The sequence below is a fragment of the Paraburkholderia sp. SECH4 genome (assembly GCF_030511745.1).
Lineage (GTDB): Bacteria > Pseudomonadota > Gammaproteobacteria > Burkholderiales > Burkholderiaceae > Paraburkholderia > Paraburkholderia madseniana.
The window spans coordinates 75,372-99,889 of record NZ_JALOCP010000014.1; the positions used below are offsets into that span (position 1 = coordinate 75,372).

General features: G+C 61.5%; 20 protein-coding genes and 2 pseudogenes. 8 read left to right on the top strand and 14 right to left on the bottom strand.

Annotated features, from left to right (window positions below; genetic code table 11):
• Positions 1–300: 300 nt before the first annotated feature.
• Positions 301–597: pseudogene (locus M0D67_RS20070) on the bottom strand (FadR/GntR family transcriptional regulator); the annotation flags it as partial.
• Here M0D67_RS20070 and M0D67_RS20075 point away from each other — a divergent pair.
• From M0D67_RS20075 to M0D67_RS20090, 4 genes and pseudogenes are all read left to right on the top strand, one after another.
• Positions 590–892 (top strand): annotated as a pseudogene (locus M0D67_RS20075) (MFS transporter); the annotation flags it as partial. The pseudogenes M0D67_RS20070 and M0D67_RS20075 sit on opposite strands and share 8 nt — an antisense overlap.
• Before the next feature lie 137 nt (positions 893–1,029).
• Positions 1,030–2,247: a sensor histidine kinase gene (locus M0D67_RS20080; protein ID WP_266239455.1), complete on the top strand. Its 1,218-nt coding sequence runs from the start codon at positions 1,030–1,032 to the stop codon at positions 2,245–2,247.
• A gap of 469 nt (positions 2,248–2,716) precedes the next feature.
• Positions 2,717–4,564 (top strand): peptidase S10, encoded by a 1,848-nt coding sequence (locus M0D67_RS20085; RefSeq protein ID WP_266239456.1) that lies wholly within the window; start codon positions 2,717–2,719, stop codon positions 4,562–4,564.
• Between the two features lie 61 nt (positions 4,565–4,625).
• The gene (locus M0D67_RS20090) at positions 4,626–5,018 is read left to right on the top strand and encodes a 2-oxoglutarate dehydrogenase (RefSeq protein ID WP_266239457.1); all 393 of its coding nucleotides are present in this window, start codon (positions 4,626–4,628) and stop codon (positions 5,016–5,018) included.
• An 88-nt stretch (positions 5,019–5,106) separates the two neighbouring features.
• Here the strand turns inward: M0D67_RS20090 and M0D67_RS20095 are convergent, their stop codons facing one another.
• Together M0D67_RS20095 and M0D67_RS20100 are read right to left on the bottom strand one after the other, a co-directional pair.
• On the bottom strand, positions 5,107–5,502 hold the full coding sequence (locus M0D67_RS20095; RefSeq protein ID WP_266239458.1) for a hypothetical protein: 396 nt from the start codon (positions 5,500–5,502) through the stop codon (positions 5,107–5,109).
• Complete coding sequence (locus M0D67_RS20100) at positions 5,499–6,461, bottom strand: hypothetical protein (protein ID WP_266239459.1); 963 nt, start codon at positions 6,459–6,461, stop codon at positions 5,499–5,501. The genes M0D67_RS20095 and M0D67_RS20100 overlap by 4 nt, the downstream gene beginning before the upstream one ends.
• A gap of 353 nt (positions 6,462–6,814) precedes the next feature.
• Between M0D67_RS20100 and M0D67_RS20105 the strand changes: the two genes are divergently transcribed.
• Entirely contained in the window at positions 6,815–8,281 is a 1,467-nt protein-coding gene (locus M0D67_RS20105) for a metallophosphoesterase (protein ID WP_266239460.1), read from the top strand.
• A 183-nt stretch (positions 8,282–8,464) separates the two neighbouring features.
• Entirely contained in the window at positions 8,465–10,795 is a 2,331-nt protein-coding gene (locus M0D67_RS20110; protein WP_266239461.1) for a patatin-like phospholipase family protein, read from the top strand.
• Between the two features lie 22 nt (positions 10,796–10,817).
• Here the strand turns inward: M0D67_RS20110 and M0D67_RS20115 are convergent, their stop codons facing one another.
• The 3 genes from M0D67_RS20115 to M0D67_RS20125 form a co-directional block, all read right to left on the bottom strand.
• Complete coding sequence (locus M0D67_RS20115) at positions 10,818–11,948, bottom strand: ATP-binding protein (protein ID WP_154566039.1); 1,131 nt, start codon at positions 11,946–11,948, stop codon at positions 10,818–10,820.
• A gap of 350 nt (positions 11,949–12,298) precedes the next feature.
• A complete protein-coding gene (locus M0D67_RS20120) occupies positions 12,299–13,084 on the bottom strand; it encodes a carboxylesterase (RefSeq protein WP_266239463.1) in 786 nt (261 codons plus the stop codon).
• A gap of 187 nt (positions 13,085–13,271) precedes the next feature.
• Positions 13,272–13,976 carry a response regulator gene (locus tag M0D67_RS20125; protein ID WP_175048743.1) on the bottom strand — a complete coding sequence of 235 codons (705 nt, stop codon included), beginning with the start codon at positions 13,974–13,976 and terminating at the stop codon, positions 13,272–13,274.
• 286 nt (positions 13,977–14,262) lie between these two features.
• Between M0D67_RS20125 and M0D67_RS20130 the strand changes: the two genes are divergently transcribed.
• Both M0D67_RS20130 and M0D67_RS20135 read left to right on the top strand, forming a co-directional pair.
• Positions 14,263–15,267 (top strand): DUF535 family protein, encoded by a 1,005-nt coding sequence (locus M0D67_RS20130; protein WP_266239464.1) that lies wholly within the window; start codon positions 14,263–14,265, stop codon positions 15,265–15,267.
• Between the two features lie 248 nt (positions 15,268–15,515).
• Complete coding sequence (locus tag M0D67_RS20135) at positions 15,516–15,896, top strand: DUF2917 domain-containing protein (protein WP_266239465.1); 381 nt, start codon at positions 15,516–15,518, stop codon at positions 15,894–15,896.
• Positions 15,897–16,075: 179 nt separating this feature from the next.
• Here M0D67_RS20135 and M0D67_RS20140 read toward each other — a convergent pair whose 3' ends face one another.
• From M0D67_RS20140 to M0D67_RS20175, 8 genes are all read right to left on the bottom strand, one after another.
• Positions 16,076–16,588: a hypothetical protein gene (locus tag M0D67_RS20140; protein ID WP_266239466.1), complete on the bottom strand. Its 513-nt coding sequence runs from the start codon at positions 16,586–16,588 to the stop codon at positions 16,076–16,078.
• A gap of 555 nt (positions 16,589–17,143) precedes the next feature.
• Complete coding sequence (gene pcaF, locus M0D67_RS20145; RefSeq protein WP_266239467.1) at positions 17,144–18,346, bottom strand: 3-oxoadipyl-CoA thiolase; 1,203 nt, start codon at positions 18,344–18,346, stop codon at positions 17,144–17,146.
• A 465-nt stretch (positions 18,347–18,811) separates the two neighbouring features.
• Positions 18,812–19,792, bottom strand: a complete 981-nt coding sequence (denD, locus tag M0D67_RS20150; protein ID WP_266239468.1) for a D-erythronate dehydrogenase — start codon at positions 19,790–19,792, stop codon at positions 18,812–18,814.
• Positions 19,793–19,833: 41 nt separating this feature from the next.
• Positions 19,834–20,622: a 2-oxo-tetronate isomerase gene (gene otnI, locus M0D67_RS20155; RefSeq protein WP_266239469.1), complete on the bottom strand. Its 789-nt coding sequence runs from the start codon at positions 20,620–20,622 to the stop codon at positions 19,834–19,836.
• A gap of 92 nt (positions 20,623–20,714) precedes the next feature.
• A complete protein-coding gene (locus tag M0D67_RS20160; RefSeq protein ID WP_266239470.1) occupies positions 20,715–21,377 on the bottom strand; it encodes an aldolase in 663 nt (220 codons plus the stop codon).
• On the bottom strand, positions 21,374–22,684 hold the full coding sequence (gene otnK, locus M0D67_RS20165) for a 3-oxo-tetronate kinase (protein WP_266239471.1): 1,311 nt from the start codon (positions 22,682–22,684) through the stop codon (positions 21,374–21,376). The genes M0D67_RS20160 and otnK overlap by 4 nt, the downstream gene beginning before the upstream one ends.
• Before the next feature lie 14 nt (positions 22,685–22,698).
• Positions 22,699–23,589, bottom strand: a complete 891-nt coding sequence (gene ltnD, locus M0D67_RS20170) for an L-threonate dehydrogenase (RefSeq protein WP_266239472.1) — start codon at positions 23,587–23,589, stop codon at positions 22,699–22,701.
• A 75-nt stretch (positions 23,590–23,664) separates the two neighbouring features.
• On the bottom strand, positions 23,665–24,369 hold the full coding sequence (locus M0D67_RS20175; protein ID WP_266239473.1) for a FadR/GntR family transcriptional regulator: 705 nt from the start codon (positions 24,367–24,369) through the stop codon (positions 23,665–23,667).
• Between the last annotated feature and the right edge of the window lie 149 nt (positions 24,370–24,518).

Consider the following 24,518-nt stretch of genomic DNA (forward strand, 5'->3'; position numbering starts at 1 on the left):
CGGATAGGCAACGCATTCGCAGGCCGGCGCCGTGCGAATTGCGAAAACATCCGATATTGTTTGTTGATTATTGCGTGTGGCGCATTGAATAACGTGTCGATAGCGCGTGCTGACTACAGCATGGTTTTCAATTGAATTACACAGGCGCATCTCGCGAGGCGCTGCCGAAAACGAACAGTGCAATCATATGACGGCGAAAATAAATTCCGCGTCAAAAATAAAAAATTGCGTGGTGCGAAAAGAACACGCAAATGGCACGTTCAGAAGACCTGCCGCATCAAGCGAAAAAGGTGCGCATGCTTATCGCCACGCCCGAGTAAACTCCCCCACCACGCGCGCGAGATGCGCCTGCATCGCATCGCGCGCCGCCGCCGGATCGCGGCCCATGATGGTAGCAAAGATACGCTGATGATCTTCCTGTGACGCCGCACGCATTGCCGGCGTATGAAAGTGTTCCTCGATCTTGGCCCACAGCGGATCGCTTCGCGCACAGTCCCACATCGCGGTGACCATATGCAACAGCACCGCATTGCCGGTCGCTTCGGCAATGCGCATGTGAAACTGACGATCAGCCGCGTCGTTAGCCTGCTTGTCGTTCGCCGGCGCCAATGTATGGACCCTGGTTGGCGAAGTGGCGCCGACACCCGCTCATGTGGCGTCGCTCGGCGGCATCCAGAACTTTGCAGGGAATCTCGCCGGCATTTTCATCACCACATTTACCGGGGTCATGCTGGCGATCACAAAGGGTTCGTTTGTGATTCCGCTGATGGTTGCGGGCTCGCTATGCGTGGTCGGTGCCCTGTCGTATCTGTTCGTTGTCGGTAAGGTCGAACCGTTACCTTCACTCCCACGCGCCCGAACGGCAAAGATTGCCGGACACGAAGCCGCTTGAACAACAACATCGGGACCGCCGGGTTGAACCTCGTGTTCATCTGGCCCGGGTTACGCAAGAGCGTGTTCCACAATCAGCAATTGCGGCCATAATGAGGCAGAAACTTCTGTTAGAAACTTCACACCGATGTAGCCAATATGACCGAAACACGCGTTAGCCCGCTGCGCAAATTTGCCGATTTCGTTCGCGAGCAGCGGACGCGCCTGACCGCGCAATGGATGAAAACCGTTTTCGGCGATGTCGACCTCGTCGAAGCGGACAAGCTCACCTATCAACAGCTCGCCGATCACTTGCCGGACCTTCTCGAAGGACTATGCCTTGCGCTCGACGTCGAAGATCTCGAACGAGTCGAGCCGGCGATCGAACGCGATGCGAGAAAACACGGCCTGGTCCGCTGGCGTCAGGGCTACCGGATCGAGGAACTCGTGCGCGAACTCGATCTGTTCCATCAGGTGCTCGCTGACGCGCTGGAAGAATTCGCCGACCAGGACAGCACGTTCACGCGCCGCCATGAAGGACGGGCGCGGCGCCTGATCGCGGAAACACTCAGCATGGTGACGCTCACGTCGATCAAGGAGGTGGTCAGCGAACGGGACCGCAAGATCGATGAGTACACCGGCAGGCTCGAGCGCGCCAATCACGAACTGACGCTCAAGCAGCGCCTGGTCAGAGATCTTTACGAGTCGCGCATGCAGATCACCCGCAGCGTGGTCCACGATCTGCGCAATTTCCTGAACGCGTTTTCGATTGCGTTGCAACTGATCGAACGGGCGCCTTCAAAGGCCGATATGGCGCTGACGCTGGCCAACCGGCAAGCCTCGGATATGAAGCAACTCGTCGACCAGATGGTCGAGTACTCCGTTGTGCTAGGCGACAGCACGCCGAACACATTCGAGCCGGTTGAGCTGCATGCGCTTTACGACGAACTCGTCGCCTCCTCGCGCCCGGCCATCGAGGCCAAAGGACTGAAGTTACGCGCAGCGTTCGATCCGGCGCTATCCGTAGTCACGTCCAGTCGTCTCAAGCTTAAGCAGATTGCCGTCAATCTGCTCTCCAACGCGACGAAGTACACGAAGTCCGGCGAGATCGAACTTGCCTTCGCCATGGCCGATGCGGAGCACTGGTCGATTCGCGTGTCGGATACCGGCGTGGGTATCGCTCCTTCGGACGCGAACCGCGTTTTCGACGAATTCGAGCGCGCTGCAGGCGACGATATTCCTGGCACGGGCCTCGGCCTCGCGATCGTCAAGGAGCTCTGCCGCGTGCTGAACGGTCGGATCGATTTTGCGTCACACGAAGGCGTTGGGACGAAGTTCGAAATCCGGTTCCCGCTCGTGCTGGCCGAAGCCGAATAACCGCCTGCCGGCATCCGGCGCCAGAAGCGGATGATCAGTACATTTTAATTATTACGATTAACAAACAAACATATTTAACCTCGTAATAAATAATCGATTAACTCACACGGGCGCGACGCCCGGACTGGCCGGCTCTTACGCGACTTCAAGCACAATTTCCCGAAGTTGCAATTACGGAAATCCGGTACATCCTTGACAAACGCCAGTGGCGTCACCTATTTTTCATCTGCCGCCAATATACGAATTTCCGATTGCGGAAATATGCCCCGAAAAGAACCGGAATATCCAAATCGGATATTTAGTTATTCTACGCATACTGCATAGAGATCTGAATCTATGCGCTTTGAAGTAAGTTGGTCTCACCGCTGCATGCCGACGATGCATCACTAATATTTCGAACTCCGATATATCTTCATCGGCGATAGCTGCCTTTGTGAAACGGTATCTGAACCCACCACCAAGGATAGAGATGAAACAAGACGAGCGTCTTTCCGGCAATAGCCAACATCGCCAAAACAGGCTGCCGGGCCTGGGAACGAGTCTGGGAACATTAACGGTCGCGATCCTGCTTCTCGGCGGATGCGGCGGAGGGGACGGCGGTTCGTCCTCCGGCACGGCTGTGAGCATGCAGCAGACCGCAGCGAATCAGCAACTCAGCGCGCAGGCCGCCGCGCAGTCGCAAGCGCCAACGGCCAATCAAACCTATATCGACCCGGTCGCCTATTCGGGGAATGCCACAGATGGCCTCGCACCGGCTCAAGCCTCCGAAAAAGCTGCAGTCATGCATTACCAGTGGACCCAAGGCAGAACACCGATCAACTACACCACCACGACCGGCCATTTGACGGCCACCGATTCGAGCGGCAGCCCCGAAGCCACGATGTCCTATGTCGCGTACACCGTGCCGAGTACGAACGGCTCGGCGCGACCTGTCACGTTCGTCTACAACGGCGGCCCGGGATCCTCTTCCATTTGGCTGCGGCTCGGGTCGTTCGCGCCGACGCGGGTCGCCACGCCCGACCCGGTGTTCGGGAACTGGCCGAATTATCCGCTCGTCGACAATAAGGAGAGCCTGATCGACACCACGGACATGGTCTTCATCGACCCGCCCGGAACAGGTCTTTCCGAGGCGATTCTGCCGAATACGAACCAGAAGTACTGGACGACCGACGCCGACGTCAACATCATGCGCGACTTTATCCAGCGCTATCTGACGGTCAACAGTCGCAGCAGCTCGCCGATTTATCTGTACGGCGAGTCGTACGGCACGCCGCGCACCGACATGCTCGCATTGGCGCTCGAATCGGCAGGCGTGCATCTGACCGGCATCGTCCTTCAATCTGCAATCCTGAACTATTTCGCGGATGCGATCGAGGCCGTCGCCATCACGAACTCGACGAGCGCGCTGGCATTGGATACGGATACGCTGGCCGGCTATTTCCCCGCCTACGCGGAAGTCTCGGCTTACTACAACCAGGTGTCGCCGGCGCCGCTTAATCAGGACCTTTACGCATACCAGGCAAGCCTGTTCGTCACGAACGAATACAACAAGTTCAGGCGGTATTCGCAGTCGTGGGTGCTCAGTCAGCTCGGTATACCGGACGCCCTGGGTACGCCGGTGTTTCCCAATGCAAAAACGCTTCAGTCGTGGACCTTGCCATCCAGCTTGACCGTGCAGGCGCTACAAGGCTACTTCGGCGCCAACCCGTTCTCGACGAGCCTCATACCTGGCACGACGATCGGCCGGTACGACGGACGCGTGTCATTGCCGAATTCGGATCCGCGGCTGCAAAACGACGGGGACCCGTCCGACATCCTGATCTCCCAGCCGTTCACCACGGCTCTGGCTACGCAGATGCCTGACTACCTGGGATACACAGCGCCGAACGCGACCTATTTGCCGCTGAACGACAACATCATCCAGGTATGGGATTTCTCGCATGATGGCCAACCCCTGCCCGACACGATTCCGGATCTGCTGGGCGCGCTAACGCTCAACCCGCAATTGAAGGTACTCGCGGAAAACGGCTTTCATGATCTGGCCACACCGTTCTTCAATACCGAGAAGCAACTGGCACGGCTGCAGACGGTACCCGGTCTGAATCCGGACTTGCAGGTCAACTTCTTCCAGGGCGGACATATGATCTATCTGGATGACGTCGCCCGCCCGCTGATGAAACGGGATCTGGTGCGGTTCTACCGCGGCACGCCGCTTCCGGATGCGCTCGCCCTCTGGACGCTGCCGCCGCCGTGGCGCGACGAGAGCCCCGCCAGTCAGCCGACCGCTACTGCCACGGCGCAAGCCACGGCACCCTGACTGAACTGACGCGATGTGCCTCGTTCGCGATACTCTATTCACTCAATCAATGCGAGTCATCATGTCCCTTTTCGATATGTTGCGGCGTGTCTCCCCGTTGATCGTCCTCGGCTGCTTTATTGGCAGCGCGCATGCGTTACCGCCGCAAGCGGTAGCGCCGGCGACGCCGCCAAACGGGGCCAGGGGAGTCGACGGTCCGTTCTTTCCTCAAAACCGTGCTGCTCCCGTCACGCCGACGACCGGCACAGCTCTCCAGCAGGAAGCTCAGCAGCGGCTTGAAGCGCGACTGGGGGCGAACACGGCCCTCAGCAATGGCGCCGCGGTCACGAAAACGCAGGCTCAGACCGCGGGGCTCGGCTACGTCGCCAAGCACTTCGATCAGATCGACACCAGCCACAAAGGAAGTGTGACCATGAGCGACGTCAGACAGTATCTGCAGCAACAGGGCCGGTAGCGGCCGGCCATTGGTCAAAGGCGTGCCTTCTCTGGAGGACTGCTTTTGACAGGCGCGAATGGCTGCTCCGGCCATTCGCGCGTTTCGTTTACCTCGCCGCGACGTTCCCGCCAGTCGGCAAACAGTCGCCCATTGCGCCGCCGCGGTCGCTCAGTCCACGCATCACAACTTCGGATGACTTGCCGTCACGTCTCGCCAATTCGGCGAGGTCGAGCAACGCTGCGTATTTCGCCGAACAGTCCTGTTCAGGTTCAATCGCTCGGTGCACAGCCGGTGTTTCGGTGCTTGCGACGCCCTCACCGACTGCAATCGCCATCCCTATTGCGACGATCATCGTTGCCAACACACCTACCTTGCATAGCGTCCGTGTGCATACCGCGTTGAAACGTGGCCGCAGCGTCTGAGCACTTCCCTTCTCGCTCTTCCACTGCGGACCGGTCCGGCCGGCCTCCTCGCCGGTTCTCGCTCGCACGTTTTCACTCATGACCAGTGCGCCGGCACCCAGACATTCCCCACCCAGTGCCCCGGCACCCACACGACAGGGCGCGGCGCAGGAGCCACATAGACAACACGCGGCGCGACATACACAGCAGGCGGCGGGGGCGGCGGAACGTAGACAACCGGAGGCGGCGGCACATACACAACCGCCGGCGGAACAACGACTGGAGGCGGTACGACAACAACCGGCTTCGGTGCAACCACCACCGTCGTGCTGCCCGTCGTGACGACTCCGGTAGTCGTGACCGTTCCGCTTGTCGTCACGGTGTTGCCATGCGTGCCCGTCGTGCTCGTCGACGTTGTAACGACGCCCGGTGCTACACGCGTTGCCGTGCCGGAATGATTGACGGTTCCGCCATCAGACCCGGTCACCGTGCCGGAACGTGAGCACGACGCGCCCGCGCAGTTGGTCGATGCCGAGTGGTTGACCGTGTTGCCGTTCGAGCCCGTGACCGACCCGGATGACGAATACTGGCCGGGCGCGGTTTTGGTCACATCGCCTGAGGTCGTGGCTGTTTTACCGTCGGGTCCGGTGAGGGTGCCGGTGTGCGAACACGTGCCGCCCGCGCAGTTGGTGTCGCCGGCGTGCTGGACCTGATTGCCGTAGCGTCCGGTCGCGGTGCCCGAATTCGAAAACTGGCCCGGCGCGTTGCGGGTCACCGTGCCGGTGTTGGTCGCCACGCCGCCGTAGGGGCCGGCCACGCCGCCAGCATGCGAACAGCTACCGCCGCCACACGAGCCGTAACGCGCGCCGTTATAGGTGCCACGCGACGTGTAGGCGGTGCCGTGCTGCGACCAGGCGAAAGCGGAAGCGCTGCTGAGCGCGAGCACGGTAACGGTTGCGGTAAGCGCGAGCTTGCGCAGCGCGCCACGTACGGATGCGGCGGGTGTCACGGAGGCAGGGGAAGCGGCGGTGGCTGCGACGACGAACGAACAGTTTTTCACGGTATGTCCTTCTTGATTTCGGGCCACTTCTGCTCACTGCGGCGTGGCGACAAACGGACTATAGAAGGACGCCTGGATTTAATCAGCAGCGAAGATATGTCACCCTGTTTCACCATGACAGAGGCCCGCAGGGCAAGGCTTTGCGGGCGATTCGGAGGCGCCGTGACATAAGCTGACATAAAGTGTTTCAGGGCAGCCTCCGCCCGTGTCGCGCGTGGGGCGCAAGCGCGTCAGCAGGCCAGCTTCGACACCGCCACGACACTTTTCCGAAATACGCATGTCGTAGGGTTCGATGAACGCAACGGCGAAAGCCGCTTGCGTATCCCCCGCTTACTCTTCCTCAAGAGGTGGTCATGTCGGCAAAACGCGAGTCGAAATCCCAGGCCAAGGCAAAAGAAAGCACGGCGAAAGCAGAAGGCAAACCAAAGTCGCGCGGCAAGGCAGCGGCACCCGGCAAAAAGGCTACTGCGCTCGCCAGCGGCTCGAACCAGCCCGTGGCGACCGTCGGCGCGACGGCACTCCGTTCCCGGATGCTGGACAAGCCCGTGTTCGCACAGCCCCAACCGACCGCGGACCCGACGGTGTTTCGTGTGCCTCATCCATCAGACGATGCGGCCTACAAGGAAATCGACAAGCTCAATGCGGAGCACAAACTGTTTCCGTTGCCGTTTCCTGCGCCGAGAGGCCGCGTCGAACCCCAACTCACGCTGGCCGAGGTCATGGGCGGCAACGCAACCGCCATCGACAGGATCACAGCCGCCGGACAACTGGTGTTTCACGCGCTGGGAGATTGCGGCAATACGAAAGGTCCGGCCACCCAGAACGAAGTGGCCGACAAATTGACCGCCGATTTCAACGAAGCCAACGCCAGCGAGGTGCCACAATTTGCCTTGCTGCTCGGCGACGTCGTCTATAGCTTTGGCGAGAGCCAGTACTATTACGATCAGTTTTACGAACCGTATCGAGACTATCCGGCGCCGATCCTCGCCTGCGTCGGCAATCATGACGGGATGGTTTCGCCGGAAGCGCACGCCGCGAGTCTCACTGCGTTCCTGCGAAATTTTTGCGCGGAGACGTTCGCCGTTACGCCAGAAGCCGGCGGCTTGTCGCGCACCGCGCAAATCCAGCCCGGCGTCTTCTTCACGCTCGAGGCGCCGTTCGTGCGCGTGCTGGTGATTTACAGCAATACGCTCGAAGATCCCGGTGTGATTTCAGACCCGAAGATCGGGAGTACTCAGCTCGACTTTCTCGACGCCGCGCTCAAGCGCGTCAAAGCCGAGCAGTTCACCGGCGCACTGCTGATCGCGGATCATCATCCGCCGTACAGCGCAGGCGGACACGGATCGAGCGTCGATATGCTGGCGCAGATCGACAAGGTGTGCGAAGCCAACGGTGTGTGGCCACATGCGTTTCTGTCCGGCCATGCACACAATTATCAGCGCTTCACGCGTACGCGAAATGCGGACGGCACGCAGATTCCCTACCTCGTGTGCGGTAACGGCGGACACGGTTTAGTCAAGCTCGCCGCACAAGGTGCGCCCGCCATCCGCGCGCCGCAAATCATGCAGGCGGCGTCGGCCACCACCGATCAGGTCGTGCTGGAAAACTATGACGACACCAACTACGGCTATCTGCGCGTGGTTGTCACCGCGACGCAGTTGCGTATCGAGTATCACTCGGCGTCCGACGGCCTCAACACGAAAGCGCCGAACGACTACGTAACGATCAACCTCGCCGAACGCAAAGTGGCTCATTTCGTTGCATCAGATCTGGGGCATCCGATGGCGGCAAGGGCCGTGCGAGCTTTGATGCGTCGCTAGCGGCGAAGAACGCGGGACGTGTTTCAGGGACCGCGCTCACGGTCACAACACGTATTGCGCCGCGAGGCAGGATAAAAAGCATCAGGACTACGTTTTTTCGCAAACGCGCGTTTTCACCAAATCACCTGTTTTTACCGGGACAAAACCATGTAATCTCTCGGTTTTCTTTCTGCATCAAAACCGATGAGTCGAGCGTTGGCGAGCGAACAACTTCAACAAACGGCGGCGCACACGCGTCGCCAGCCCATCGTTCTTCGTTTGCGCTGCACCGTGGTGCTGCTGGCGTGTGGGATCGCCACCTTCGCACGCCCCGCTCTCGCAGCCGAATCCGCGTGCAGCGCAGAAGCCGGGCCCGTCGGCCGCCCCTCCGTCGGTCTCGTGCTGTCGGGCGGCGGCGCGCGCGGCTATGCGCACCTCGGCGTACTGAAGGTGCTCGAGGAAAACCGCATCCCGGTCGATTGCATCGCCGCCACCAGCATGGGCTCCGTGGTCGGCGGCCTGTACGCGAGCGGTATGACGGCGCAGGACATGCAAAACCGCCTCGCGGGCATCAATCTCGCGGACATCGCGTTCGACGTCACCGAGCGTGCCGATCTGCCGCAGTCGCGTCGTGAAGACGAGCGGCTGTATGTGAACAGCCTTTCGCTCGGCTACGGCGCCAATGGTTTCCGCTTGCCGGTCGGGCTCGTCCAGGGCAATCGTCTGCAAGCGCTGCTGCAGGACTGGACGTCCGCCGTGCCAGGCAACGTTTCGTTCGACCGGCTGCCGATCCCCTATCGCGCGATCGCAACCGATCTGCGCACCGGCCAGAAGGTCGTGCTCGATCGCGGTTCGCTGCCGCAGGCAATTCGCGCCAGCATGGCATTGCCCGGCCTGTTCGCGCCGGCCGATATCGACGGGCGCACGCTGGTGGACGGCGGCATCGTCAGCAATCTGCCCATCGAAACGGCGCGCGACATGGGCGCGAAAGTCGTGATCGCGGTCGATATCGGCTCGCCGCTGCGGCCACTGGATGCGCTGGCTTCGCCCGCCGACGTGATGCAGCAAATGATCGGCATTCTGATTCACCAGAACGTTGCGCGGCAACGTGAACAGTTGCAGACCGGTGACGTCCTGATCGAACCGGCGCTCGGCTCGCTGAGTTTCACCGATTTCGCCAATGCGAGCCAGGCCATCGCCGCCGGCGCCGCTGCCACGCGCGCGGCCATGCCGCAGCTTCAGCATCTGGCGCTTTCGCCCGCCGACTACGCCGCGTGGCGCGCCCGGCACGGTGCGCCCGCAATGCATCCGGTGCGGATCACGCAGATCGAGATCGCCTCGCAGGGCTCCGTACCTGAGGCACGCATTCGCGCCGCGCTGCATGTCAAAACCGGCGATGTCTACGATCCGGTCGCGCTCAACAAGGACTTGCTGGCTCTCACCACCGCGGGCGACTTCGACAGCGTAAGCCAGCAACTCGTCGACGACGGCGACGCGCACACGCTCATTGTCTCCGCACAGCAGAAGCTGTGGGGACCGAATTTCCTGCTGTTCGGGCTGGGTTTGTCGAGCAGTTCGACGGATGAAGGCGGCTTCCGGCTGCATCTCGGTTATCGCCGGCCGTGGCTCACCTCGTCAGGGCTCGAAGGGCGAGTGGACGGGACCGTCGGCAGCGATCTGATCGACCTGCACGCGGAGCTGCGGCAGCCACTGTCGAGTTCTTTCGGCTATTACGTGGCGCCATATCTCGAGTTTCAGCGTCGCTATGCCAATCTCTACGACGATTCCGGCAACGTCAAGATCACGCAATACAGCTTGCAAACCGAGCGCGCAGGGATCGACTTCGGCGTACCACTCGCCCGTCTCGGCGACTTCCGTATCGGCGTGGCCTACGCACATGGTTTCGCGTCGCCGCAATACAACTTGCCGCTCGAGGATGCGTTTAACTCGCCGCTGCTGTTCCCCGATATCTATGGGCGTCAGCTTAGCGCGCGCGCACGCCTCGTGATCGATCAGCTCGACGATCCGCTGTTTGCCCGCAAAGGTTATTTCGGCGAACTACGCGTGGAACGTTCGTTGTTCGCGGGCAGCGACAGCTTCACCGAGGTATACGGAAAGAGCCTTGTCGCGGCAAGCTATGGACGACACAGCATCAACGCGAGCATCGAAGCCGGTAACGACTTCGGCGGCACCAATCTGACGAATCCGTTCGGCTTCACGCTGGGCGGTTTCCAGCATTTGTCGGCCTACGCTGCAGACCAACTGTCCGGCAACTCGATGGCGTACGGTCAGATCACCTATATGAATCAGCTTGCCACGTTCAATGCCTCGCCGATTCGCGGTCTGTTTGCCGGGCTGAGCCTTGAAGCCGGCAACGTCTGGAACCGCGATTCGCAGTTCGGCAGCGGGCCGCTGAAGCGCAGCGTGACGGTCTTCACCGCGATGACCAGCTCATTCGGACCGATCTATCTGGGCGTAGCGTTCGCACCGGGCGGCCGTCATAACTTTTACTTCCAGTTGGGACATACCTATTGAAGCTGCGCGGGTACGGTGTGTTTCACGCCACCGTGCCCACCGGCCAGCTCATTTCGAAGCGTGCTCCGCCAAGCGTCAACGGATCAGTCACGGCGATCCGGCCATGGTGGGCGCGCAGCACCTGTTGCGTAATCGCGAGACCCAACCCGTAGCCGCCAGTCTGACGATCGAGCCGCACGAAGGCATTGAAAATGCGTTCGCGTTGGTCGGGCGGCACGCCTGTGCCATCGTCTTCCACGTAGATTTCCACATTGCCGTGCTTGACGCTCAGGCCGACCATGATCCGCGAGTGTGCGTATTTACCGGCGTTGCGCAGCAAGTTTCGCATTGCGTAGGACATGAGGCGTTTGTCCATCACCACGCGTAGCGATGCGTCGACGTCTGCTTGCGGGACGAGTTGCTTGTCCGCGTAAAGCAGCGTGGCGTCGGTGACCTGGCTGTCGAACCATGCCGTGAGCAACGTGGATTCGAGGTTCGATTGCAGGGAGCTGTATTCGAGGCGCGCGTAGGTCAGGCTCATGTCGATGAGCTCATCGAGCTCGGTGACGTCCTGGTCGATGCTCGCCAATGCGCTGTTGTATTCGGCCGCGGACGCGGGTTCGCGAAGGTTTTCCAGCGCGAAGCGCACGCGGGCCAAGGGTGTGCGCAATTCATGGGAGATGCCGTTGGTGAGTTCGCGCTGCGCGGCGATCAGGCGTTCCATGCGTTCGGCCAGGGCGTTTAGTGTGCGGGCCAGTGGGCCGATTATGACGCTGTGTGATTCGCGGGCGCGGGTGTTGAAGCGGCCGCCTGTGAAGTCTATTGCGCGTTCGCGGACCATTACCAGGTCTAGCCAGACTGGGCGCATCCAGCGGTAGGCGGTGACTGCTGGCAGCAGTAGGGTTGCCAATGCGATTGGGATTGATGCTTTTGCTGTTGTTAGGGTTTGCCAGATTGATGGTGAGGTTTTTAGTGTCAGGGCTAGGGTTGCTATCGACGCTGCTAGTACCAGCACTGTCAGTGTCAGGAGGCGCGTGTAGACACGTAGGTATAGCCTCGACCAGCTCGGGATTCTGTCTGCTCGTGTGTCCGTCCACGAGCGGCGGAAACGGTGCCAGCGCCATTTTCCATAGCGATAGGCAGTTAGTTTTTTTTGCTCCGCTGGGGGTGGCATTTTTTTCTCTTCGATTTCTTTAATGCGGTTGTGGTCTATTAGTGTTGCCCCTGTGCGGGGCGGCACCTACTTTTCTTTGCATGCCGCAAAGAAAAGTAGGCAAAAGAAAGCGGCTCAAACCACTCCTGCTAAGCGGGTTCCGTAGTTTGCACAGGGTAGTGGTGCATCTGGAATCTGGGTTCGTGCACCTGCATACGCCAGTGACAAGGGCGCCATACTTCCGGCGGCGCTGCGCGCGCCGAAGCGTATTTCTTGAAACCAACCGGCAGTTTAGCTCGGTTCCTTCGGTGCGGCACCGTGGTTTGCTTTGCTCTGGGCTGCGTTTTTTTGCTTGCTCTTCCGCTCGTCCCTTACGCCCTCTGTACGAATGCCAGGGTTTGCTCCGCTACTGTGTCTCGTTCGTTGTCCAGTGTGATCATGTGGTAGCTGTCGGTCAAGCGTACGAAGGTCACGGCGCGGCTTCCCAAGTGTTCGCACACGAATTCCGCGGAGCGGATGCTCGTCACTTCGTCTTCCTCGGAATGCATGACCAGGGTCTCGCACGTCACGCGGCTCAGGGCTCGCTTCACCGCGAAGCGCATCCAGTCCACCTGCTCGATCGCCGCCAACGGCACATACGGATAGTGGACGCCACTGCCCTTCTGCAGATGGCGGCGGATCAGGTTGCGTATGCGCGCGTTCTTGATACCGAACGGGTCGCCCTCCGGGACGCGAATCAATCGGCGCAGGCCCGGCACGCAATACATCAAGTAGCGCAATGGACGCAGGCGTGAACCGCCCCAGCCGTCGAGGAATAACGGCGGCGAGAGCAGAATCAGGCGCCCTGTCGTCATGCGCTCGCGCGCACTCAACATCAATGCAAGCAAGGCCCCCATCGAAATGCCCGCCACGTCGACTCGCTCATAACGTTTGACCAGTTCGCGGTAGGTGCGGCTCAGCAACTGCATGTAGTCGCTCAACGTCACGCGGCTCAACGCGTCAGGGTTCGAACCGTGGCCCGGCAGCGACGGCAAATGTACGTCGCAACCGATCTGCTCGAACTTGCGGTCGAGCGCGCCGAAATCATGGCGTGTGCCACCCAAGCCGTGAATCATCAACACGGCATGGCGGGAAAGTGGGGAAACGCGAGCGGACATCGATAAGCCTGTCATTACACAAGCTTGCGATGCTAATCATCCCCGTCTCGCGTGACTGTCGATTTGCTGCCGCGTTTGTGGAGTTTTGTCGGCCGATATTTCGACGTATTACTCGACTGAAACTCAATGCCGACTCAGCCGAATTGCAACCGCAACTCAACCGCGACTGCAACCGCCGCATGCGTCTTCAATCCCATGCCAGCTTGCTGAACTGATAGCCCTTGCCGCGTATCGTCTTGATGCGCTGCGGGGTGCCGGCGTCGTCATGCAGCTTGCGGCGCAGCTTGGAAATGCCGCCGTCGATCGTGCGGTCAAGGCCGTCGAATTCGATGCCGCGCAGTTGCCGCATCAGCTCGTCGCGGCTCACCACCTCGCCCGCGCAACTCACCAAGGCCCACAGTAAATCGAATTCGGCCGATGTCAGATCGGGCAGACTGCCGTCCGGCAGCTTGACCGTGCGGCTGGCCCGGCTGATCTCGAACTTGCCGAAGGTATAGCTCTCCGGTCGGCCGGCCTCCGGCGTGCGTGCGCTCACGCGGCGCAGTTGCGCCTTGATGCGCGCGAGCAGCACGCGTGGTTCGACAGGCTTATGCACGTAGTCGTCCGCACCGAATTCGAGGCCCAGCACTTCGTCGAACTGCTCATCGCGCGCGGTCACCATGATGATCACGCCGTCGAATTGCTCGCGCGCCTCGCGGCAAATCTGGAACCCGTCCTTGCCGGGAAGGTTCACGTCGAGAATCACCAGGTCCGGGCGGCGCTTGAGAATTGCCGGCACGGCGTCGTTGCCGTGCAGCACGGTCTCGACTTCGTATTCGTGTTTGCGCAGATAACCAGCGACCAGCGCGGACAGGCGGTCATCGTCTTCGACAAGCAGGATCCGGAATGGCATGGACAAATCGTTCAGGGCTAACTGATTTAATAGCGGCCGGCAACGGTACGGCGCGCTGCACGGCCAGCAAGCGATGGCGCCGCTCTACATACGCATCCGCACGGCGCGGACCCGGCCGGCAACGAGCCGGAAGAGGCGGACGAGGCGGCTCGACGCACAGCATAGCGGATGCGCCGCACATCATGCGACACGCGCGACAAAACTCGACAAACACTCAAGTAATTCGACACGGAAGCGCGATCCCCGCCACTTGCATCGCCTCGTTGAAATAGCCAAGGGATCTGCCATGACGACCGTTTCCAACCAGGGGGCTCGCGCCCGCTCGCCGTGGTTCGCGAGAGCCACTGCGTCCTTTGCGGTCATTCAGCAAGCCGCTCATGCACTCTATCCCGGCACCAGCGTGTTTCATCGCTGGCGCCGCGTGCGATTGTGGCTGCGCTCGCTCCTGTCGTGGCGTTCGACGCAAGTATGGCTCAAAGGCTGCGCCATCTCACCCTTGCAAGATCTGGTGCGACGCCATCCCACCGCGCTCGAACGCATGCATCGGCCGTTCCTCCATACCCGCTTCAGTCCGCGCGAACGCCTCACGGCGAGCCTCGATCATCATGCGCTGACCCAGCAGCGCGTGCCGCAACTCGCCGCGCGCATCACCGCAGCCGGCTCGGCGCCGATCGCATCGTTCGAGGTAGGCGCCGAGCGCTGGCACGTGTCGCTCGAGTCGATCGAACAGTTTCAGAAGGAAGGCGACTGGACCTTGTGCATCCGCGATGCGCGGGACCGGCGCATTGTCTCCTGTACCTTCAGCCTCGCCTATCTCGGCGGCAAAGTGCGGCGACCACGTCTTTGCATCGGCTCCGTCCAGGGTCCGGACACTTCGATCAACGGCCGCGAGCTGTTTCGCGCGCTCACCAAACGGTGGTATGGACTGCGGCCGAAAGTGCTGGTGATTTATCTCGCGCAATGTGTCGCCGCGGCGCTCGATGCAGGCGGCACCTTCATCGTCTCGAAGCAGGCGCACATCTATGCGAACTGGCGCTATTGCCTGAGAAAGCGTCGCGTGGCTGCAGACTACGATCGGCTGTCGATCGAGTGCGGAGCGCTCGCGCGCTGGAATGGCTGGTTCGTTCTCGCGCCGCCGGCGCGCTATCTGGCCGAACGTCAGGGCGACGATACCGGCAACGCAACCCGTCGCAAGCGTTACGCATTGCGAAGCGCACTCGCCGCGCAAATCCGCGTCAGCGTCTCAGCAAGCAAAGCGAGCCGCCCCTGCGTGCCTCGTGTTGTCGTTTGAATCCATTGCGATTTTTTTATTGACAAGACATGCGGCAAAACGGCACACTCATTCGCATGTTGACGCACACCTCCATCGCAGTCGCGATTAAAAACCCAACAATGCATGCCATCATCGGCAGGCGTTTGGGAGCATGTGCGCGTTAGCAGTCTGAATCTGCAAACAAGACCCAAAGGCCCCGCCGGTAACGGAAGGGGCCTTTTGTTTTATAGGTGCCTCCGTCCGCCGGCTCGATGACGGAGAGCAAGATGGATCAGGCAAGCCCGCAGTGCATGGATGACGACTCAAGTCTGTCTGCATATCAACCGGACGAGCGTCTGCCGAAGGTAGTCGTACATTTTTCCGTAGTGCGAGGCGCAACGCTGACGTGGCGTGTCGACGCCGACAGCACGCTCAGTGTTCAAGGCGCGCGCCTATGGCTCACGCGCGTCAACTCGCCTTACGATCATTGGCTCGAACCGGGCAACGAGTTCCGGCTGCAGCGCGGCGAACGCGTGTGGCTCAGCACGGATAGCGAACGCAGCGCGCGCGTGTCGTTGAGTTGCGCGCTGCCTGCCAGACGCGGTTTCGTCAGGCGATGGCTGGGGCGGCTCGCATGGTTGGGCCTGGGGGCACCGGCGACTCGATAGCGTGCCCCCTCGCAACTCGATGGTCGACTTTCGTACCGTACAAAAGCAAACACCCCTGCGATGAGGGGTGTTTGCCGATTAGCCATGCCGGCTGCGAGGAGCCAGTCATGCCGTGTTGCGCGGCTGCTTGATACTGCTTGAACGTGTGCCGCTTACTGGCATGACATTGACTGTGCCGCCTATTGCGGCGTCACCTGCACGGCCGCTGCCGAAACGAATACCGCGTGAACCGTATCGCCGACCTTGACGCCCTTCAGATCGACGTCCGGTCCGACTTCGAGCGTTTGCGTCTGATACGCGCCGCGCAGCGTGACGAGGCGCTTCTTGTGATCGATCTTCTGCACGGTGGCGAGCACCTCGATCTGGCGCGCGGATGCAAAGCCGCCCGAGGCCGGGGCATACACTTGCGTATCGACGCGCTCACGAATGCCCTTGTCCGGGCCGGTGACCTTTTCGGCCTTCACCAGCAACGCATTCTTGTACAGCACGACCACCGCGTTGCCGCCCGGCCCTTTGAGCGTGAGCGTGCGGCTGCCCTGATCGATACCGACGATCTGCGCCTTCACATGCACCGGTTGCACCGCGCTGACAATGCCTTGCGCGGCACTGGCCATCGCATCTTGCGCCCACGCCGGTTGCGCCGCGGCGAAAGCCGCTACCATCAACGCTGCTCCAATCGTCGCTGCCTTCATTTACTCTCTCCTCGAGAAATTGTTCGATCTGGCGTTACGGCGATCTAAAACCGCAGGATGCCGATTAACGCCGCGAATGCATACAGCTTCAGGGTGACAATGAGTAAATGGGTACGGCGCAACGATTGTACATGCCTTACAAGAAGCTACGACTGTTTATATTGTGATTTTCAAATCAGTGAACGACATGTTGCGAAATGCCGCAGTGTGGCGTCTCAGCGGCGTCTAGCGGGTTGACAGCACTGCTTTACCTGCCAGACCTATCTATATAGGGCGACAATTCATACTATGCATAAAGCATTAAACGCATACTGCATGACAGCCCGATGGTTTCATTATTCTTTTATCGACGACATTCGCCGCAACGCAATATAAAGTCGCATTAACACCGATTAAACATCAATTCAATAGCCGGTGAATCAACGCGCTGCGCAAAATAAAACAGCCCCGTCGCCTGAGCGAAGGGGCCGTTCATGATGCGGCTACAGGAGTCGCCATACGCGAAGCGTCGACACTCAAGATGCCTCAGCGCTTCCCTGCACACGCGCTAAACCATCACACACGTTCGATCGCGATCGCGATGCCTTGACCGACACCGATACACATCGTGCACAGCGCAAAACGGCCTTGCGTGCGGTGCAACTGATACATCGCGGTGGTCACCAGACGCGCGCCGCTCATGCCGAGCGGGTGGCCGAGCGCGATCGCCCCGCCGTTCGGATTCACGCGCGCGTCGTCGTCCGCGACGCCGAGCGTGCGCAGCACAGCAATACCTTGCGAGGCGAATGCTTCGTTCAGTTCGATCACGTCGAACTGGTCGATGGTCATGTTCAGACGCGCCAGCAACTTCTGCGTGGCCGGCGCCGGGCCGATGCCCATCACGCGCGGCGCGACGCCTGCCGTTGCGATACCCAGCACGCGTGCACGCGGCGTGAGGCCGAAGCGCTTCGCGCTTTCTTCGTTGGCAAGCAGCAACGCCGCTGCGCCGTCGTTCACGCCCGACGCGTTGCCTGCCGTGACCGTGCCGTCCGGGCGCACCACGCCCTTCAGTTTGGCAAGCGTTTCAAGGCTGGTTTCGCGCGGATGTTCGTCTTGCAACACCGTGATCGGATCGCCCTTCTTCTGCGCGATAGTCACGCCGACGATTTCCTGCGCGAGCGTGCCGTCGCGTTGTGCACGTGCCGCTTTCTGCTGACTGCGAAGCGCAAACGCGTCCTGATCGGCACGGCTGATCTTGTAGTCGGTCGCGACGTTTTCGCCAGTCTCGGGCATCGAATCGACGCCGTACATCTGCTTCATTAACGGGTTCACGAAACGCCAGCCGATCGTCGTGTCGAAGATATCGGCCTGGCGCGAAAACGCGCTGGTGGCCTTGCCCATCACGAACGGCGCACGGCTCATGCTTTCGACGCCGCCGGCCAGCATCAACGCAGCCTCGCCCGACTTGATCGCGCGTGCGGCAATGCCGACCGCGTCCATGCCCGAGCCGCACAGGCGGTTCACCGTGGAGCCCGGCACACCTTGCGGCAAACCGGCCAGCAACAGCGACATGCGCGCGACGTTGCGGTTGTCTTCACCGGCCTGGTTCGCGCAGCCGTAGATGACGTCGTCGATCGCGTTCCAGTCGACGTCCTTGTTGCGCTCCATCAGCGCTTTGAGCGGCACCGCGCCCAGATCGTCGGCGCGAACCGACGACAGCGAACCCGCATAGCGGCCGATGGGGGTGCGAATCGCGTCGCACAGGAATGCTTCGGTCATGTGATGTCTCCAGTTGATGTGCTGCATGCGCTGCGCCGCTAGCGGATATCGGTTCGTGACGCCGGCCGCTTGCGCGTGACGCGCGCTGGATACCGTGCGGTATCGACCCGGTTGACGCAACGGGAACGGTCACATGGCAGCCGTCGCGACAGATCAGCTTAGCGCAGGATGGTGAACGATGGGCTCAGGACTGCGGCCATTTGTTCTATATACGAACACAAGGTCATATATCGAACAACTAGACTCGATAATAGGCGTGTGCCTGAAACCATGTCAAGCAAAGCCGGCCTCGGACCAGGGAATATCTGCAGGCCGGCGGCGTTTAGCCATGACCAGTCAAAAGGTCTGAAGATTGACGCGCTCGTGCCGGCAAGCGTGTTCTTACGCCTGTCGGCACGAGGCTTTGGGTCGTTCTGCTGTCCGGTCCGGGATGCCGTTGAAATACCCGCCCCAGCACGCGCGTTATCAGCGGATCTGAATACCCTCGTCGGCGATATAGCCGCGAATCACATCGGCGAAGCTGTGGTCGCCGGTCAACCCGAGCCGTTCGGCACGCGAGGGATCCCACTGCCCCGGCCAACTGCCGACGATCCTCTCAACCCGCGCATCCGGCTGCCACACGATCCGCTTCGCGGTCTCTTCCCCCGCGACTTCACGCAGCGCCGCCACCATTTCGTCGACGCTCACCGAAATCCCCGGCAGATTCAGCACGCGCTGGTTGCCGAGCGCAGCGGCATCGATTTCGAGTCCGGCGATCAGGCTTTCGATGGCCTTGCGCGGCGACAGCAGCCACAAACGCGTCGTGCCCGCTACCGGGCATACCGCCGCTTCGCCGTTCAGGGGCTCGCGAATGATCCCGCTCGCGAACGACGAGGCCGCCGCATTCGGCTTGCCCGGGCGCACGCTAATCGTGGGCAGGCGCAACACCCGGCCGTCGACGAAACCCCGCCGCGTGTAGTCGTTGAGCAACAACTCCGCGATCGCCTTCTGCGCGCCGTACGACGATTGCGGATTCAGCGCGGTGTCGTCCTGCACGACTTCGGGCAGATCGCCGCCATACACGGCCACTGAACTCGTGAACACCACACGCGGCGCATGCCCGCGTTGCCGGCACGTTTCCAGCAGCAGGCGCGATGCGTCCAGATTGATGCGCATGCCGAGATCGAAATCCGCCTCGGCCTGCCCGCTCACGATCGCGGCAAGATGGAAGATGGCCGACGTCTTGTCGTCGATCACGCGCTCGAGCACGCTGCGCTCGGCGATATCGCCCACTTCCGTGCGTACACGCGTGTCGCCGAAATCGCTTCCGTGCACCACGTCGAGCAGCACCAGCTCGGTAATCGCTTGCGGCTTGCCGTGTTCATCCTTCACTGAACCGCGCGTCAACAGTTCACGCGCGAGACGCTGGCCGAGAAAACCTGCACCGCCGGTAATCAGTACTTTCATGATGTGCTTTGTCCTTGCTTGATCGGCTGCTCTGTCGCTTGCTAGCGCGCGGCATTCAGATACGGCTTAAGCCAATCGAGCCCAGCCGAGGTGCCGGCCCGCGGCCGGTACTCGCAACCGATGTAGCCGTCGTAGCCTAGCGTGTCGATCAGATCGAACAGGTAGGGATAATTCAGTTCGCCGATATTGGGCTCATGGCGTTCCGGCACACCGGCGACCTGAATGTGACCAATGCCGGCCATATCGCGTTTAAGCTTCACCGCAAGGTCGCCCTCGACGATCTGGCAGTGATAGCAGTCGAACTGCACCTTGAGATTCGGTGCGCCCACTTCCGCGCAAATCGCCTGCGCGTCATCCTGGCGATTCAGAAAGAAGCCCGGCATATCGCGCGTATTGATCGGCTCGATCACGACGGTGATGCCCTCTTCTTGCGCGGCCTTGGCGGCATAGGCGAGATTCTTCAGATACACCTCGCGATGCTTCGCCCGCGATTGATCCGCGCCGATCAAACCCGCCATCACATGCAGTTTGCGATTGCCGAGCACGCGCGTGTAATCGAGCGCGGTTTCGATGCTGCGACGAAATTCGTCTTCGCGCCCCGGCAGCGAAGCGATGCCGCGTTCGCCCGCGGCCCAGTCGCCGGGCGGCGCATTGAAGAGCGCCTGAGTCAGGCCGTTCGCTTCGAGCCGCGCCTTGATTTCTCCGGCACGGAAATCGTAGGGAAACAGAAACTCCACCGCGGTGAAACCGTCTTTTGCCGCTGCGGCGAAACGATCGAGGAAAGCGTGCTCGTTGTACATCATGGTCAGGTTGGCAGCAAAGCGAGGCATGGCAGCAACTCCTTTAAAGCGGTTTCGTTCAGCGTGCGCAAGCAGCAATGAATGCATGCTCCGGGCACAAGATCTCGCGATGGCGTGTGCGTCTACCAGCGCGCACCGAATACGGTTCGCAGTTCTTCGAGCGCCGCATCGTCGAGCGGCACGGGTCGCGGGTTCGTCATCAGCCACAGGCGAGCGGTCTCTTCGAGCTCCTCAAGCGCATACGACGCCTGCGCCACCGAGCGCTCCCACACCACCGGGCCGAGGCGCTCGAGCAAAACCGCACGAACGGTGCCGGCGAGTGCGGCGATCTGCTCGGCCACTTGCGGGTCGCCGGGGCGCCTATAACGAATCAGGGGGACGTGACCCACTTTCATCACGTAGTACGGCGTAATCGGCGGCAGAACATCGTCGTCGTGCCATACGCCGGCGAGCGTCAACGCCACCAGATGCGTCGAATGCGTGTGGACGATGCCGCGTGCCTCGCCGTTGCGTGCATAGATGCCCCGGTGCAGCGCCAGCGTTTTCGACGGCTTGCCGCCGGACACCGCATTGCCGGCGAAATCGACCTTGGCGATATCGGCGGGATCGAGCCGGCCGAGACAGGCATCGGTCGGCGTGATCAGCCAGCCGTCGTCAAGGCGCGCGCTGATGTTGCCCGCGCTGCCCACCGTATAGCCGCGTTGATAGAGACTTGCACCGGTCACGCAGATTTCTTCGCGCACGCGTGCTTCGTTCGTCGTGTGGAGTGCGGGTGTGCTGGTCATTGCACGCCTCCATCGAGGTGACGCAGTGCCTTTTCGAAAAAGTCGGTCGTGCCGAAGTTGCCGGATTTCAATGCGAGTGCGAGCGGGTCGGCGTCCGTCGTCGCGGTGGCGGGCACGCCGGGATCGATCTGCGCACCGATCCGCAACGTGTGCACGTCAAGTGCCTGCACTACGGCGCCCGAGGTTTCACCGCCCGCCACCACGAACTTGCGCACGCCGCGTTCGCGCAAACCCCGTGCGATCGACGCCAGCGTGGATTCAACCAGGTGTCCCGCTTCGTTGACGCCGAGCTCGCGTTGCACCGCTTTGACTTCGTCGGGCGTGGCGGTGGCATAGATCAACACAGGCTCGGCTTTATCCAGGTACTGCTGCGCAAAGGCCAGCGCCTGCTCGACCACCGGCTCGCCGCGCGCCGCCGCCAGCGGATCGATGCGGAACGCGGGCCGTGTTTCGCGCCAGGCCGCCACTTGCGCGTTGGTCGCTTTCGAAGCGCTGCCTGCCAGCACCGCCGACCATCCTTCGACACGCGGCAATTGCGCGGCATCGTTGCCTTCCGCAAGCAAACCGGCGCGACGGAAATTGGCGGGCAGGCCTAGCGCCACGCCGGAGCCGCCCGTGATCAGCGTGAGGTCGGCACATGCCTCGCCGAGCACGTAAAGATCCGCGTCCGATACCGCATCGACAATCGCTATTCGCACGCCGTCGCCGCATAGTGCATCGAGGGAATCACGTACTGCCGACACGCCTTTTACCACCGTGTCGTAACGCACAAGGCCGACTTTCGATCCGGTCTGCCGCTGCAGCACGCGCACGAGGTTCGCATCGCGCATCGGCGTCAGCGGATGATTTTCCATGCCCGATTCGTTCAGCAAGGTATCGCCGACGAACAGATAGCCGCGATAGATCGTGCGGCCGTTCTCGGGAAACGCCGGGCAGGCAATCGTGAAAGCCGTTGCGCCCACCTCAGCGGACAAGGCGTTGAGCAAGGCATCCGTGACCGGACCGATGTTTCCGGCGTCGGTCGAATCGAACGTCGAACAGTATTTGAAAAAGAACTGGCGACATCCTTGCCCGCGCAACCAGTCGAGCGCGGCGAGCGATTGTGCGACCGCGTCGGCGGCGGGGATCGTGCGCGATTTCAGCGCGACGACCAGCGCATCGGCTTCTACGGCATCGTTCGACGCGGGCACGCCGATGGTCTGCACTGTGCGCATGCCGCCGCGCACCAGCATGTTGGCGAGGTCGGTGGCGCCGGTGAAATCGTCGGCGATACAGCCGAGCAGCGCGCGTCTGGACGGAGTGGTCATGGCAGGCTCCGCGCTTACTTCGCCGCCGGCAAGTCAATGCCGGGGAAGATCTTGATCACCGCGGAATCGTCCTCGCCGCCATGCCCCGCCGTCGACGCCATCATGAACATCTGATGCGCCGCCGCCGACAACGGCAAGGGGAATTTCGAGCGGCGCGCGGTATCGAGCACCAGACCGAGATCCTTCACGAAGATATCGACCGCCGAGAGCGGCGTGTAATCGCCGCTCAGAATATGCGGCACGCGGTTCTCGAACATCCACGAATTGCCCGCACTATGCGTGATGACCTCGTACAGCGCATCGGGATCGACGCCTTCGCGCAAACCGAGCGCCATCGCCTCAGCGGCCACGGCGATATGCACGCCGGCCAGCAACTGATTGATGATTTTCACCTTCGAACCCGCGCCGTGCGCCGAGCCCAGCCGATAGACCTTGCCCGCCATCGCGGGCAGCACGTCCTCGCACGCGGCATAGGCGGTGTCCGGGCCGGACGTCATCATCGTCATTTCTCCGGACGCCGCGCGTGCCGCGCCACCGGATACCGGCGCGTCGAGCATCTGCAAACCGGCCGCTTCGATGCGCTTGCCGAGTTCGATCGCGAAGTCCGGTGCGACGGTTGCGCTTGCAATCACCACGCTGCCGGGTTTCATCGCGGCGACCGCGCCTTGTGCGCCGAATAGCACCGCTTCGGTTTGGGCGGCATTCACGACCAGCGTGACTACCACCTCGCATTGCGCGCCGAGCTCGGCAGGCGACGCACAGCCGACGCCGCCTGCCGCCACGAACGCTTGCAGGATCTCGCTGCGCAGATCGCATGCGTGGACCTGAAAGCCCGCGCGCAGCAGTGAGCGCGCGACGCCCATGCCCATCGCCCCGAGACCGATAACGCCGACATTTCTGGACATGCCTGACCTCTATATTGGTTAGCCGCGAGCGCCCGATGAAACCCAACCGGGCAACCCGCCTCGACTTGGTTCAGCTCAACAAATGCCCGCGTCCGCGAGCCGCCGTGCCGCATTGTTCATATGCGTGCTCGCCGCATTGCGCGCCGCCATCGAATCGCCGGCCCGGATCGCCGCGACGATGGCCGCATGCTCTTCACGCACCTGACGTGAGAAGTCATCGCGCAGCGCTTCGTTGCGACGGGTGACCAGGGTGCCTGCCTCGAGGTACTGATTCAGGAAGGCGAGTGTCTTGAGGAAATACGGATTGCCGGTGGCCGCGGCGATTGCGCGATGGAAAGCGACATCTTCGGCGACGCCGTTCTCGCCTTCGGCCACCGCTTCGTCGATCTTCGAGAGGGCGGCGTCGATCGACATCATGTCTGCGTCGCTGCGGCACATGGCCGCCTCCGAAGCAACTTCAGCCTCGATCGCACGCCGCAACGCGAGGATTTGCAGCACCGAGCCCGTTTCGACCGCTTCCGCATAGTCGATGCGCAGCGGCCGGATCGCGCCATGAGTGGCGATAAATACACCACTGCCCTGGCGCGGCTCGACCACGCCTTCGTTCTTCAGCCGCGAAATCGCCTCACGGATCACCGTGCGGCTCACGCCGAACTGCTGCGCCAGCACCGCCTCGGTCGGCAGCTTGCCGACGCGCGCGAAGGTGCCTTTGTCGATCTGCTTGAGCAACTGCTGCGCGACCGTATCGCTCAGCGCCCGGGCAGGAATCTTGTCGAACATGAGGGCCCCGATGAATCAGGTTGTCGGGTCATCATACAAATTTGAGGCTCGGGCGGCATCGATGCAAACCCTGAGTTTTCCGAGCGCGGTCGCGCGACGTCTACCGCGCACGCGTCGTAACGCCGATCGAACATCAGCCGGCGGTGGCG